Origin of the sequence: Bacillus swezeyi (genome assembly GCF_001969815.1) — a bacterium.
In the GTDB taxonomy this organism is placed as follows: Bacteria; Bacillota; Bacilli; order Bacillales; family Bacillaceae; genus Bacillus; species Bacillus swezeyi.
The window spans coordinates 276,804-290,496 of record NZ_MRBK01000004.1 but is presented as its reverse complement, the minus strand read 5'-3'; the positions used below and the strand labels follow the sequence as shown (position 1 = coordinate 290,496).

16 protein-coding genes and 1 pseudogene are annotated in these 13,693 nt (G+C 44.2%); 10 read left to right on the top strand and 7 right to left on the bottom strand.

The genetic code is table 11. The annotated features are described in order from the left end of the window. Positions 1–12: 12 nt before the first annotated feature. From hemH to katA, 3 genes are all read right to left on the bottom strand, one after another. A complete protein-coding gene (gene hemH, locus BTA30_RS04250) occupies positions 13–957 on the bottom strand; it encodes a ferrochelatase (RefSeq protein WP_076759674.1) in 945 nt (314 codons plus the stop codon). Positions 958–964: 7 nt separating this feature from the next. Further along, positions 965–1,381: a Fur family transcriptional regulator gene (locus BTA30_RS04245; RefSeq protein WP_076759671.1), complete on the bottom strand. Its 417-nt coding sequence runs from the start codon at positions 1,379–1,381 to the stop codon at positions 965–967. 118 nt (positions 1,382–1,499) lie between these two features. Further along, positions 1,500–2,957 (bottom strand): catalase KatA, encoded by a 1,458-nt coding sequence (gene katA / locus BTA30_RS04240; protein WP_076759667.1) that lies wholly within the window; start codon positions 2,955–2,957, stop codon positions 1,500–1,502. Between the two features lie 233 nt (positions 2,958–3,190). Here katA and BTA30_RS04235 point away from each other — a divergent pair, with 233 nt between their 5' ends. Further along, positions 3,191–4,756, top strand: coding sequence for a catalase (locus BTA30_RS04235; RefSeq protein WP_239693581.1), 1,566 nt, complete (start codon positions 3,191–3,193; stop codon positions 4,754–4,756). Between the two features lie 509 nt (positions 4,757–5,265). Beyond that, positions 5,266–5,697 carry a hypothetical protein gene (locus tag BTA30_RS22970; protein WP_076759662.1) on the top strand — a complete coding sequence of 144 codons (432 nt, stop codon included), beginning with the start codon at positions 5,266–5,268 and terminating at the stop codon, positions 5,695–5,697. Positions 5,698–5,817: 120 nt separating this feature from the next. Here the strand turns inward: BTA30_RS22970 and BTA30_RS23680 are convergent. Then, positions 5,818–6,063, bottom strand: a pseudogene (locus BTA30_RS23680) (hypothetical protein); the annotation flags it as partial. Between the two features lie 19 nt (positions 6,064–6,082). Next, entirely contained in the window at positions 6,083–6,631 is a 549-nt protein-coding gene (locus tag BTA30_RS23675) for an MFS transporter (protein ID WP_239693574.1), read from the bottom strand. Between the two features lie 402 nt (positions 6,632–7,033). Here BTA30_RS23675 and sigY point away from each other — a divergent pair, with 402 nt between their 5' ends. The 7 genes from sigY to BTA30_RS04190 all read left to right on the top strand — a co-directional run bounded on the left by sigY (position 7,034) and on the right by BTA30_RS04190 (position 11,318). Then, positions 7,034–7,567, top strand: coding sequence for an RNA polymerase sigma factor SigY (gene sigY, locus BTA30_RS04220; RefSeq protein ID WP_076759660.1), 534 nt, complete (start codon positions 7,034–7,036; stop codon positions 7,565–7,567). After that, the gene (locus BTA30_RS04215; protein ID WP_076759657.1) at positions 7,564–7,890 is read left to right on the top strand and encodes a YxlC family protein; all 327 of its coding nucleotides are present in this window, start codon (positions 7,564–7,566) and stop codon (positions 7,888–7,890) included. Before sigY ends, BTA30_RS04215 begins: the two co-directional genes overlap by 4 nt. After that, a complete protein-coding gene (locus tag BTA30_RS04210; RefSeq protein ID WP_076759654.1) occupies positions 7,891–8,106 on the top strand; it encodes a transcriptional regulator in 216 nt (71 codons plus the stop codon). Then, entirely contained in the window at positions 8,106–8,318 is a 213-nt protein-coding gene (locus tag BTA30_RS04205; protein ID WP_076759651.1) for a PLD nuclease N-terminal domain-containing protein, read from the top strand. Before BTA30_RS04210 ends, BTA30_RS04205 begins: the two co-directional genes overlap by 1 nt. Beyond that, the gene (locus BTA30_RS04200; protein ID WP_076760253.1) at positions 8,318–9,205 is read left to right on the top strand and encodes an ABC transporter ATP-binding protein; all 888 of its coding nucleotides are present in this window, start codon (positions 8,318–8,320) and stop codon (positions 9,203–9,205) included. Before BTA30_RS04205 ends, BTA30_RS04200 begins: the two co-directional genes overlap by 1 nt. Next, complete coding sequence (locus BTA30_RS04195; protein WP_076759649.1) at positions 9,202–9,978, top strand: ABC transporter permease; 777 nt, start codon at positions 9,202–9,204, stop codon at positions 9,976–9,978. The genes BTA30_RS04200 and BTA30_RS04195 overlap by 4 nt, the downstream gene beginning before the upstream one ends. A gap of 122 nt (positions 9,979–10,100) precedes the next feature. Beyond that, positions 10,101–11,318: a multidrug effflux MFS transporter gene (locus BTA30_RS04190; protein WP_076759645.1), complete on the top strand. Its 1,218-nt coding sequence runs from the start codon at positions 10,101–10,103 to the stop codon at positions 11,316–11,318. A 52-nt stretch (positions 11,319–11,370) separates the two neighbouring features. Here the strand turns inward: BTA30_RS04190 and bslB (BTA30_RS04185) are convergent, their stop codons facing one another. Continuing rightward, positions 11,371–11,844 carry a biofilm surface layer hydrophobin BslB gene (gene bslB / locus BTA30_RS04185; protein ID WP_076759643.1) on the bottom strand — a complete coding sequence of 158 codons (474 nt, stop codon included), beginning with the start codon at positions 11,842–11,844 and terminating at the stop codon, positions 11,371–11,373. 254 nt (positions 11,845–12,098) lie between these two features. Beyond that, positions 12,099–12,656 (bottom strand): biofilm surface layer hydrophobin BslB, encoded by a 558-nt coding sequence (bslB, locus tag BTA30_RS04180; protein ID WP_076759640.1) that lies wholly within the window; start codon positions 12,654–12,656, stop codon positions 12,099–12,101. Positions 12,657–12,981: 325 nt separating this feature from the next. Between bslB (BTA30_RS04180) and BTA30_RS04175 the strand changes: the two genes are divergently transcribed. Then, a complete protein-coding gene (locus BTA30_RS04175) occupies positions 12,982–13,641 on the top strand; it encodes a rhamnogalacturonan acetylesterase (RefSeq protein WP_076759638.1) in 660 nt (219 codons plus the stop codon). The last annotated feature ends 52 nt before the right edge of the window (positions 13,642–13,693 follow it).

The window sequence follows — 13,693 nt, the reverse complement described above, 5'->3', positions numbered from 1 at the left end:
GCAGCGGCTGTATTAAACCAGTTTCGTTTTTGCCGGTGTTTTTTGCAGGACAACGCCGGCAAGCATCTCAATAAACCGCGGGTCCGTGTTCGGCATTGGCGGACGGTAATAATGGGCGCCCAGCTCGTCCGTGATCACTTTACATTCATAGTCATTATCATAAAGAACTTCCAAGTGGTCAGACACGAATCCGACTGGGGCATAAACGAATGACTGGAAGCCTTTCCGATAAAGTTCTCGTGTTAGATCCTGGACATCAGGGCCGAGCCAAGGGTCAGGCGTGTTGCCTTCGCTTTGCCAGCCGACAGCAACCTGGTCAAATGACAGATGTTCCGCGATCTGTTTTGCTGTTTCCTCAAGCTGCTCGGGATAGGGATCACCGTGTTCCTTGATCTTTTCCGGCAAGCTGTGGGCTGAACAAACGACAACCGTTTCTTTCAATTCATCTTCAGACATTTGCTTCAGAATCCGGCTGATTTCTTCTGTCCAATAACGAATAAAGCCCTCTTCCTGGTGCCACTCATCAATTGATATGATCCGCGGTCCGCCGATTTCTTCTGCGGCCTTTTGGGCGCGGCGATTGTAGACTTCGGTGCTAAAGGTAGAGTAGTGGGGGGCTAGGACGATGGAAATGGCTTCTTCCATTTGATCCCGCTTCATTTGTTCAACCGCATCTTCGATAAATGGGGACATGTGTTTTAAACCGAGATACATGACAAATTCCACTTTGTTTTGCCGCGAGTTTAAGGCTTCTTCCAGTTTTTTGGCCTGAGCCAGCGTAATTTTGGCAAGCGGAGAGATCCCGCCGATATGCTTGTAGCGGTTTTTTAAATCGTCAATCATGTCATCGGACGGCCTTTTTCCATGACGGATATGCGTGTAATACGGAATGATATCTTCCTCTTGATAAGGGGTTCCATAGGCCATGACGAGCAAGCCTATTTTTTTTCGTTCCATTTGTTCTTCACCTCTGCTGCAAATCTTGACATGTCGTACAGACTCCGTAAATCCCTAAATAATGCGTGTTAACCTTAAAATGCGTTATTTGAGCGGCTGCATGCTCAACCTCTTTGAGGTGAGGATACTCTAAATCAACCATCTTTCCGCATGATTTACAGATGACATGATAATGCTGCGTTTTAAACATTTCATACTTGCTTTTACCGTCTCCATAAGGCAGTTCGTTTAAAATGCCTAGCTTCACAAATAACTTCAGATTGCTGTATATCGTCGGCAGACTCATGTATGGCAGTTCACGATGAATATCTTCCGCCGAGGGGTGGCCATTCAAAGAAATGATTGTTTTTAAAATCAGCACCCGTTGAGCCGTTACCCGCAAGCCGCTTTTTTTTAATAATGGAACGAGCTGCTCTTCTTCCACACGTAACATCCCCTGCCATTCTAGATTAAGGGCAGGCACCCGTTTTAAAAATGACGGGTGCCTGTTATGAGAAAATGAGAATATAACTGAGAATAAGCGTCAAATGTTAAATATTTTATTAAACTTCTTGCGGAACGGATAAATTCAGTCCTTCTGCAACGCGTTTGCCATACTCAGGATCTGCTTGATAAAAATGCTGAATCTGGCGAAGCTTAATGTCATCTTTTGTTACTTGTTTCATCGAACCTACGATATTGCTGACAAGGCGTGTGCGCTCTTCTTCGCTTAAGAGGCGGTATAAATCGCCTGCCTGCGTATAGTGATCGTTTTGGTCGTAAGCTGAGCTGTCAGCCGCCCCTGATACCGGATAAGCCGTTGTTTTATTTTCAGGTGATTCAGCCGGTCCTCCGAAGCTGTTCGGTTCATAATAGACAGAACCGCCGCCATTGTTGTCAAAGCGCATTTGTCCGTCGCGCTGATAGTTATGAACCTCAGCCTTCGGACGGTTGATAGGCAGGCTGTTGTGGTTTGCTCCTACGCGGTAGCGATGTGCATCCGCATATGCAAACAGGCGTCCCTGAAGCATTTTATCAGGTGAAGGTTCGATTCCCGGCACTAATGTTCCAGGAGAGAACGTTGCCTGCTCTACTTCTGCAAAATAGTTTTCCGGATTCCGGTTGAGCACCATACGGCCGACTTCAATCAGCGGATAATCTTTTTGCGACCATACTTTCGTGACATCAAATGGATCAAAATGGTAAGTATCCGCATCTTCCAACGGCATAATCTGAACATACAGCTTCCATGCCGGGAAGTCCCCTTTTTCAATTGCTTCGAATAAATCCTGCGTATGATAATCAGGGTTTTCACCTGCAATCTTTGTACCGACTTCCTCAGTCAGATTTTTAATGCCTTGTTCTGTTTTGAAGTGATATTTAATCCAAACGCCTTCGCCTTCGGCATTGACCCATTTGAATGTGTGGCTTCCGAAGCCGTGCATATGCCGATAAGTGGCTGGAATCCCTCGGTCGGACATCAGGATGGTCACTTGATGCAGGGATTCAGGAGATAATGACCAGAAATCCCAAACAGCATCAGGATTTTTTAAATGTGTGACCGGATGGCGTTTTTGTGTATGAATGAAGTCGGGGAATTTAATCGCATCGCGGATAAAGAACACCGGTGTGTTGTTTCCGACAAGATCATAGTTCCCTTCTTCTGTGTAAAATTTAACAGCGAATCCGCGCGGGTCGCGAACGGAATCTGCTGAACCATTTTCACCTGCGACAGTTGAAAAACGAACAAACAAAGGTGTGCGTTTTCCTACTTCTGATAAAAAATTAGCTTTAGTATATGTTGAAACATCATTTGTCACTTCAAAATAACCGTGTGCACCGGCGCCTTTTGCATGAACAACCCGTTCAGGGACGCGCTCTCTGTTGAAATGGGCAAGTTTTTCAAGAAGGTGGACGTCCTGAATAAGAGTCGGCCCCCGTGAACCTGCTGTCATTGAATTTTGGTTGTCTCCAACCGGAGCGCCCCAGCTGGTTGTCAGGTTGTTTTGATTTGTCGTCATTAAAGGATCACCTCGCGTAAAATTTAATTACAAAATAATGATAACACTTCTCAAGAAAAAAACAATATTTATTTATAATAATTATAAACAAAAATTCATTATCGTTTTTTTGAACATTGATCAGCTCACTGTTATTATGCCGAATAACTTTTTTAGATTGGGTTAAATTAATGATTATTCCAAATAAAGGAGTGTAACAAGTGGAACACAACACAAATCAGCAAAAGTCCGATATGGAAACAGATGACACGTTGACAAATCGCCAGGGACATCCGATTACAAACAATCAAAATATCAGAACCGTAGGCAATAGGGGCCCTTCAACATTGGAGAACTATGATTTTCTAGAAAAGATCAGCCATTTTGACAGGGAAAGGGTTCCGGAACGGGTCGTTCATGCGCGGGGAGCCGGTGCACACGGATATTTTGAGGCTTATGGGACAGCCGGTGATGAACCGGTTTCAAAGTATACGAGGGCAAAGCTGTTTCAAGAAAAAGGCAAAAAAACACCTGTGTTTGTCCGTTTTTCGACGGTCACACACGGGATTTCTTCACCGGAAACCCTCCGCGACCCGCGCGGATTCGCGGTCAAATTTTACACTGAGGACGGAAACTGGGATCTGGTCGGAAATAATCTGAAGATCTTCTTTATCCGCGATGCCGTAAAGTTTCCTGATTTGATCCATGCGTTTAAGCCTGATCCTGTTACAAATTTGCAGGATGGTGAAAGGATCTTCGATTTTATCTCTAATACCCCGGAAGCCATGCATATGATTACCTTTTTATTTTCGCCTTGGGGCATCCCGGCCAATTACCGGCAGATGCAGGGGTCTGGCGTGAATACATACAAGTGGGTGAATAAAGAAGGAGAAGCCGTTCTTGTGAAATACCACTGGGAGCCGAAACAGGGCATTAAAAATTTGACGCAAAAAGAAGCGGAAGAGATCCAGGCGAAAAATTTCAATCATGCAACACAAGATTTGTATGAAGCGATTGAGCGCGGAGACTACCCGGAGTGGGAGCTATTCGTTCAAATCATGAGCGATGACGAACATCCTGAGCTTGATTTTGATCCGCTTGATGACACAAAACTTTGGCCTGAGGATCAATTTCCATGGCTTCCTGTCGGCAGAATGGTATTGAATAAAAACCCTGAAGACTATTTTACAGAAGTGGAACAGGCCGCGTTCGGGACAGGCGTGCTTGTGGACGGGCTCGATTTTTCTGATGACAAAATGCTTCAAGGGAGAACCTTTTCCTACTCGGATACACAGCGCTACAGAGTAGGGGCCAATTATCTGCAGCTGCCGATCAATGCTCCGAAAAAAAGAGTGGCAACCAATCAGCGGGGAGGGCAGATGCAATACAAAGTAGACTTGGGGAAAGATCAAAGCCCGCATATAAACTATGAGCCTTCGACAATCAACGGACTAAAAGAAGCAAACCAGGACGGTAAAGAGTACACGCCGCATGTAGAAGGACATTTGGTCCGAGAGAGCATCGACAGGCAGAATAATTTTAAGCAGGCGGGAGATACCTACAGGCATTTAGATGATTGGGAAAAAGAAGAGCTGATCACAAACCTGGTCAATACACTTGCCCCATGTGATCAAAGAATTCAAACGAAAATGATTGATATGCTGAAGCAATGTGATGCGGAATATGGAAGCAAAGTAGAGGAAGACTTGAAGCACGCTTCAAGCCAAAATACATCCAGCAGGGAGCCGATCGGAGCGGAAGGTGCTGAAGATGCACCAAAGCAAGCGGAGGAAAAAGGGCATCGTGAAGATCCTTATTAAAGGGATCTTTTTCTTTTTTGAATTAAATAAGCTCTGGCAGCGAGATCTGGAGAGACAAAAGATTGTTAATCATCACTTGGTTTCTTAACGATTTTAATATACATCGAATAAAACCAGTTTCATCAGAAGTAAAATTGCCTTGCAGAATCTATTGTTCATTTTACTTTATCCGACAAGGCACCGATCCTTAAATACAAACTGCTTAAAAAAACCTCCCCCCGGCCGCCTTCGATAACAAAGCGCCAACAAAGCAAAACAACTCGCGAATTCGAATGATTCCGCCACCTTTCCCGCCAATCGAGCCTAATAAAACCGAGTGGAAAAAATGAATAGAATGAATTTTCATTTTGATGTACGAAAAACTGTTTTTCAACATGAAAGGTCACCTCGTATTTACGATACAGATGAGATTTGATTGATTTCAATAAAAAGACAAAAATACAACAATGAAACAAATAGATATAATGGTAAAATTAAACATGTAATTGAAACAAAAGGGAGGCATTTTGATGTTAAAAAAATTGGCGGTCGGTGTTTTAATGATGGGAATGTTGCTTCTCGGAGTCGGCGGAGCTTCTGTTTTGGCACACGGAAAGTCAGCTTCTCAAGAATCGATTCATCCCTTCAGCACGGCATATACAGATGTGAAGGTGACCGGCAAAACAGTCTACTTTTATATTAAAGGATTGGAAAGTCCATTTAATCAGACTTATTATGAAAGGGTCGCCTGGACAAGCACTGATGAAGAGCCTGATACATTGAAGGACAATATTTTATCTGTGAAAATAGCAGCGAAAACGGGAAGCAGGCATGAGGCAAAATCGAGTGAAAGGCTTGAGCTGATTAAAGACAAGATCGAAACAGGCGGTATCGTTTACGGATGGGCAAAAGCGCAGAACGGCAATTGGTACCCGGCCGGTTCTGCTAAAATCTATTATTAAGAAAAGCGAAAAGCAGGCATCATCCCCGTCTGCTTTTTCCTCGAATCGCAAACTGCTTTGAAAAAGCATGACCCCGGCCGCCGCCAATGACAGAGCGCCTGCAAACCAAAACACCTCGCGAAGTCCGAATTGTTCTGCCGCCTTTCCCGCCGCAATCGGGCCAAGAAAAAAACCAAGCACATAAAAAGATTGATAGAAACCCATCACAGACATTTTGAGCTGAGGCGTGCCAAACTGAACGACTTTGCTGACCAATAGCGGAAAAATAAATCCCAATGTCAGTCCTGTCACAGCGTGGATCAGACATACGTCTCGGCAAACGGCAGCAAGCAAAGAAAAATGGCTGTTATCACATAAGATATCCATATCAGTACATCGGCGGCCTTTACTTTGTAAAAGATGCATTACACGGATGCCAGCTTTTGCGGAACAAAAAAGCGCACATGACCCAAATCAGCTGTTTCTCATCGATTCCGACCGTCTCCTCGTAAATCGGTGTGAAGCCGAACACGGTCATAAATAACACGGTGTGGGCTATAAATGATAGTGTTATAAGCGCTTTTAAATCAGGGAGATGCCAAGTCTGTTTGACGTAGTCTGATAGAGCCATCCCCTTGGCCGTCTGGCGGGGTCCATAATCTTTAATGTAAAATGACAGAACAAGTCCTATGCATGATACGGCAACCCCGATCCAAAACGGAAACATCCAGCCGAACATATGGATGAGGTATCCGCTGACAGCCATGCTGAGAAATGGGGGAAAAACCGTTAAAAACTGCAGAATGCCCATCGCTTTTGAGGACTGATCTTTTGTAAAATGCTGCGAGTATAAAACGGTTGCCATCACCCACATTGCAGCAGTCATACCGGCAAGCAGTCTGGCCGTGATCACCATGATGAACGAATCGAAAAACAGAAATATGAAGCAGCTCAACGGACATGGCAAAACCGCTGATCAACAGCTGTTTACTAAGCGGAGAAAGGACATCTGACAGGATACCGAACGGAAACCGCAGTAAAATCTGCATGACGCCGTAGCTCCCCAGTACGATTCCTATCGCTGAGTAGGAAAAGCCGATGCTGTCTGTAGCAAACCAGAAACAAAAGACGGCACCCCAAAAAATCACATGATCTTTTTTAAAATTTGATTTTCTTCATGAACAAGTTTTTCCCGTAACTCCATCCCCTTTAAGTCACATCCCTTCAGTTTCAAGTACACCATAAATGCCGAATGTGAAACAAGATCATTTTTTATCTTATCAGAATAGATTTGAACGGTTTGCCGGCGGCTGTCGTCTTATAAACAGAGACAAAAGAAAGGGGGGTTGACATTTCAGTGGATCAGACAGATGAAAAAGAACTTATCAAGCTAGCAAAAAACGGTGAAGATGCCGCCTTTACAAAACTATTTCAGCTAAATTACCCCTTTTTATATCAATATGTGCTGAAATTAACGCTCCATCCTGATCTGACAGAGGATTTGGTTCAAGAGACGATGCTGAAAGCGTATATCAGCCTTCAGCAATTTCAGGGAAATGCCAAATATTCGACTTGGCTGATTTCGATTGCTTCCCGGTTATTTATCGACCACCAGCGTAAGACAAAACGTGAAAACCGCAAGACGCAGGCAGCCGGAGAGGAAGCCTTTCGAAAAATGAAATGGGAAACTTCACTTCTAGGACATGAGTGGAGCGAATATTTGGAGTTGTTCGCAGCGCTTGAGCCGGAGTTTAGAATGCCGATTCTATTAAGGCATTACTACGGGTTTACATATCCTGAAGTGGCAAGGATGCTGAAAATAAAAGAGGGAACTGTCAAATCCCGTGTTCATCACGGATTAAAAAAAATTCGAAAGGAGTGGGATCAGTGAATGAACGAGATGAAAAAAAGACGATTTCTCATTTGAAGGAAGAGCTGAAAAAAATAGATGACATCTTTGAGCCTGCTGTTCCCCATCAATTAGAGCTGGATCAGCGTTTAGCCCGCTTTAAAAAAGAGCGTAAACGGGCGATTCAAAAGGAATTGCTTTGCTTTATTGTTTTGGCATTCGTGATTTTATTCGTTTATATTGCTATTTCAATTCGAGTTCCAGCTATATTTTTAACGGTGCAAGGCGCGGCGGTTGTTATCCTCCCGGTGCTTGCTTTATTTGAAAAAAAACGGCGGCGGACGGTTAAGGGGGAGGCAGATTAGATGAACCTTGAAACGACTCCAGAAAAATTGTTGGCTCTGCTGTTGATTTCGCCGCTTCTATTCACCCAAGGCATCCTCCTTTTTCTCGATGCCAAAAAAAAGGGAAGCAATGCTTGGTTTTGGGGGATTTGGGGCCTTATTCAAACTCCGATGCCTTTATTATTCTATTATTTATTTGTCGTCAGACCTTTTCATAAGAAAAGGAGGATGCCGTAATGGCTGTATCTGAAATCCCTTGGTCACTGATTGCCCCTTTGATTGTGTTATATCTGATCCTTGTCGTTTCCGCATTGGTGAATTGCCTCAGGCAGGAGGAAACAAATGGCCCCAAGTGGCTGTGGGTCCTGATTATTGCAGGCATCAGTTTCATCGGCCCCATTTCGTACTTTGTCATCGGTAAAAAAACATATGGGAGGGAGCACATGTGATGCTGTCCGTCAAAGGGTTAACAAAAATTTATCAGCAGCAAAAAGCCGTTCAAAATCTGAGCTTCGATCTCAGCCATCATCAATGTGCCGCACTGCTCGGGCCTAACGGGGCCGGGAAAACAACAACACTGCAAATGCTGTCCGGTTTATTGACCCCAACGTCAGGAAGGATACAGTTTTTAGGCCGGGAAACGATAGACCGGAGCCAAATCGGATATCTGCCCCAGCATCCTGCTTTCTTTTCATGGATGACGGCGGAAGAATATTTGCTGTTTGCCGGCAGGCTTTCCAATTTGACACGCCGCGAATCTTTGGAAAAGAGCCGGATTATTTTGCGCTATGTCGGGCTCGGCAGGTATGGAGACCGGAAAATCGGCGGTTTTTCAGGAGGAATGAAGCAAAGGCTCGGGCTGGCTCAGGCTATGATTCATGAGCCGAAGCTGCTGATTTTGGATGAGCCTGTTTCTGCGCTGGACCCGTCTGGAAGACGCGAAGTACTCGATATGATGAAGGAGTTAAAAAAGAAGATGACGATTCTGTTCTCGACCCATGTCCTATATGACGCCGAACAGGTATGTGATCAGATTGTCATGCTGAAGGAGGGCGCTGTCCGGTGGAGCGGCCCGCTTGCTCGATTAAAAGAGCAGCATCAAAAGCCGTCTTTTATTTTATCGGCCGAAGAAAGCCTTGAAGGATGGCTGGCAAATCTTTCTTATGTCAGCAGGCTCACGTTTAACCATCCCAACCAAGCCGAGTTTCATTTATCCGGCAGATCTTACCGCCGTGAATTATTGGCTGAATGCTTGAAAAGAAACGTTTCGATTCTTCATTTTGAACAAAAAACACAGTCTTTGGAAGATATTTATATGAAGGTGATGGGGCTATGAATTCATTTTATATTTTATTTCAGAAGGAATGGAAGGAAAGCTGGAAGGATGGAAAACTGCTTTGGCTGCCTGTCGTCTTGATACTTCTCGGTCTGATTCAGCCGATCAGCCTTTATTATATGCCCCAAATCATCGATATGGCCGGAAACCTGCCTGATGGAGCGGTCATCGACATTCCAAAGCCCGGCGGTGAAGAGGTGTTGGTAAGCACACTTTCCCAGTTTGGAACGGTCGGCACTGCCATTTTCGTATTCAGTGTGATGGGAAGCATTGTTAATGAACGGAACCATGGCTCTCTTTCATTGATAATGGCGCGGCCTGTCAATCCGATTCATTATATCGGTAGTAAATGGCTTGCACAGGTCTTGCTCGTTTTAGCGTCTTTTACGGTTAGCTACGGGCTGGCTTTCTATTATACAAATCTTCTATTTGGCAAAGTGGGAATTGACCGGTTTTTATTAAGTTTATCGGTGTACAGTGTATGGATTGTGTTTGTTATGACCGTTACGCTCTTTTTCAGTGCTTTGTTTCGCCATATCGGCGGGGTTGCCGGCGGGAGTATTACTCTGATAGCCGCCGTTTCATTGGCTGGCTCGCTGTTTCCCCGCTTTACAGAATGGACGCCGGATAAAGCGAAAAGCCAAGCCAGTTATATTATCATGCACGGTTCATGGGATGGTACTTTCGCCTGGATGATGTTTTCATCAGCGGGAATTGTATTTCTTCTGTTCATGTGCACCGCTTTTGTTTTTAAAAGATATGAATCTTACTGACAGCCGGGGCCATCCCGGTTTTTTTAATTGTCAGAACCATGAAATAGGGTATACAATACACTGAAGGTGATCAGGCGTTTAAAGAAAATCTGCGAAAATGTTAAATATAGAGGAGTGATCCAATGAATATCATAAACAATCAGCCAGATATTGCGGTTCAGGCGAAAGCGCAGCCGAACAAAGTGTGGATCGCTGTCATATTGGGCATTTTATCCGGAATCGGGCCGGTTGTGATCGATTTGTATCTGCCGGGGCTTCCGCAGATGGCGGCGGATTTACATACGAATGCGTCCGTCGTCCAGCTGAGTTTAACATCCTGTTTATTGGGACTGGCAATCGGACAAATTGTCGTCGGTCCTTTTAGCGATGTATCGGGCAGAAGGATGCCGCTGATTGTTTCATTGGCTGTTTTTGCCGCGGCATCTTTTTTATGTGCATTGGCTTCATCTGTGTGGGTATTGATCGCCATGCGGTTTATTCAAGGCGCGGCGGGAGCGGGGGGCATTGTGATATCCCGTGCGATTGCCCGCGATTTATATTCAGGCACAGAGTTGACGAAATTTTTCTCGCTGCTGATGCTGGTAAATGGGATTGCGCCTATCTTATCTCCGGTAGCAGGCGGACAGCTTATGAAGGTTACGACTTGGAACGGCGTTTTTTTAATTATTGGGCTTTTTGGCATCATCATTATTCTGTCTGTCATATTTGGAATTAAAGAGTCGCTTTCTCCGGAAAATCGTACGAAGGGCGGTTTCAAAGAGACGTTCGTATCATTTGGAAAGCTCTTCGGCCAGCGGACTTTTATGGGGTACGCTTTAGCACAGGGGTTGATTGTAGCGGGAATGTTCGGCTATATATCAGCCTCTCCATTTGTTTTGCAAGACATTTACGGATTATCGGCTCAAGCTTTCAGTTTTTGTTTTGCGGCAAACGGCTTAGGGATTATCATCGCTGCCCAGATCACAGGACGGCTTGCTGGACGGTTCGGTGAGGCAGCCTTATTGAAATGCGGGTTGTTGATTTCTTTGACCGCCAGCCTGGTTTTATTGATATCCGTCCTCTTAAAAGCGTCGTTGATTTTTGTTTTAGTTCCGCTGTTTATCGTGGTGGCCTGTATTGGGATCGTAACGACGTCCAGCGGTTCCTTAGCTATGCAGAGCCAGGGAAAATCAGCTGGGAGCGCCTCTGCGCTTTTGGGACTGCTGACGTTTATTCTAGGCGCTGCCGCGGCGCCGCTCGTAGGCATCGCAGGAAGTCATACCGCTTTACCGATGGCCGTTGTGATTGTATTTTGCAGTATCAGTGCGTTAACCTGTTTTAAGGTGCTGATTAGAAAATAAAAAAAGCTTGCCGGACAAAGCTGCCGGCAAGCTCAAATTTTTTAAATAATGACTAACGGGGAACGATCTCTACAGTAGTTTCCGCGTGATTATAGTTTCTGCCGAATTTTTGCAATTCCGCGGTAATTTTGTGCGTCCCTGCATTCGGAAGCGTTTTCCTAACCATCACAAGCTTAAACTGAGAAGAACTGAATGCATAGACAGGAACTCTGACAGTTTGTCCGTCATTCAGAATTTGTGTATAGTTCAATGTTCTGCCGTTTAGCGAATCTCGTGTATTCGCATGAAAGCGGTATGGGAAGTTAAATTCAACATAGCTGGAGCCAACAAAAGAGTTTGGTTTGTAAGTGACTTCAATGTCAGAGGTTGTCCATTCTTTATTGCTGTCAACTGTTTCGACATGAAGCGTCGGGGCGCTTCTAAAAAAGGTTGCGCTAGCTTCTTGTGCCGGAAGAATAAATGAAAGCAGAGCTGCTGAAGATAATAGGCCGACACCTAATTTGCCAACGAATTTCCGTTTAAACATAAACATACTCCTCCCAAATGACAAGTTTTAATAGAGAATAAGATCGAAAAAGGAAAAAATAAGATTGTCATCTACTAAATTCCTTTTCCTGCCCATTTAATCTATCACTACCTACCATAGAAGTAAATATTTTCGATGAAACATTCAAGAAATTTTTAAATAATGCAATAAATGAGATTGAATTGTTGGGGAAATCATTGTTTTTACAACCGCCGGCAAGGGACTCTTCCCTTTGCCGGCAGGCTGAATGTTATTTAACGAGGGACAATCTCCAAAGTTGTCTCGGCATGATTAATGTTTTTTCCATTTTGATGAAGTTCGGCAGTAATTCTATGCGTCCCTGCGTTCGGAAGCGTTTTCCTAATCATCACTAGTTTGAATTCAGAGGAGCTCAAAGCATAGACGGGAACTCTGACAGTTTGTCCGTCATTTAGAATTTGCGTATATTCAAGTGCTTTACCATTTAGTGTATCCCTTGTGCTTGCATGAAAACGGTAAGGGAAATGAAATTCAACATAGCTGGAGCCGACAAATGTATTCGGTTTATAAGTGATTTCGATATCAGAAGTCGTCCACTCTTTATTGCTGTTAATCGTTTTGGCCTCAAGCACCGGCTGCTTCGTCGGATCATCCGGCTGCTTAGGCTGCGGCTTTTTCGGCCAATGAGGCGGCGGACAAAAGATCGGACCTCTAAAGTGTTTTGTATTCACTTCCTGAGCGCTTGCTCCAGAGGTAGGAAGGATAAATGAAAACAATGCTGCTGAAGTTAATAAACCAACACTGAGTTTGCGAATGAATTTCCGTTTAAACATCAAAATGTTCCTCCTAAATGGCAATTTTAAAGTTAGAGGACGTCCTAAAATATTCAAGAAAAGGTATAAATACGATCGCGATCTACTAAATTCCTTTTCTTGTGTAATTAATCTATCATCTTTTACCATGCAAGTAAATATTTTTAGTTAAATTTCTAAAAAAAATTTAAAATATTCAGGGTTAATTAATAGTTTTCAGTTAATTAATAGCGTTTTTTTATAAAAAAGAATCGTATAAAGAACAAACTGGATAATTATGTATAGTTTGTTGCCGTTTGTTGATATACATTCTAATATAGTAAAAAAGAAAATAGGGGGATGGGCAATGAAAGACATTCAGTTATTTTTGGCCGGCGATTCAACCGTTTCCGATTATGGTGCATCAGCGGCGCCGCGTGCAGGATGGGGTCAACGGATTGAAGAATGTTTGAAGACGGACATGGTAGTCCGCAATGAAGCGGCATCAGGGAGAAGTTCAAAGAGTTTTATTGAAGAAGGAAGGCTCGAGCGGATCTTGGAACAAATTCAACGCGGCGACTATTTGTTTATCCAGTTTGGACATAACGACCAAAAACCGGATGAGCGCCGTACAGAGCCTTATGGAACATTCCAGCAATATTTGCGTCGTTATGTAGATTCAGCGCGGCTGAAAAAAGCGATTCCAGCCTTGATCACACCGGTACAGAGAAGATCGTTTGACACTCAAGGCCGCCTCAAACATACACATGGCGACTACCCTGATGCCATGAGGCAGCTGGCGGCAGAACTTCAGGTCCCGCTGATTGATCTTACTTTAAAAAGCGGACGATTGCTGCAATCCTTGGGGCCTGAAGCGTCCAAAAAGCTGTTTTTGTGGCTTGAACCGGGAGAGCATCCCAACTATCCAGACGGCGCCGAGGATAATACACACTTTTGCGAATATGGGGCAGGGGAAATCGCGAAGCTTGTGGCGCTGGGGGCGCGAGAAGCCGGGCTTCTTTTATGAGGCAGTGTACTTGAGAATAATTTTCAATTATTTTTCAAAAAATTTGCACTTC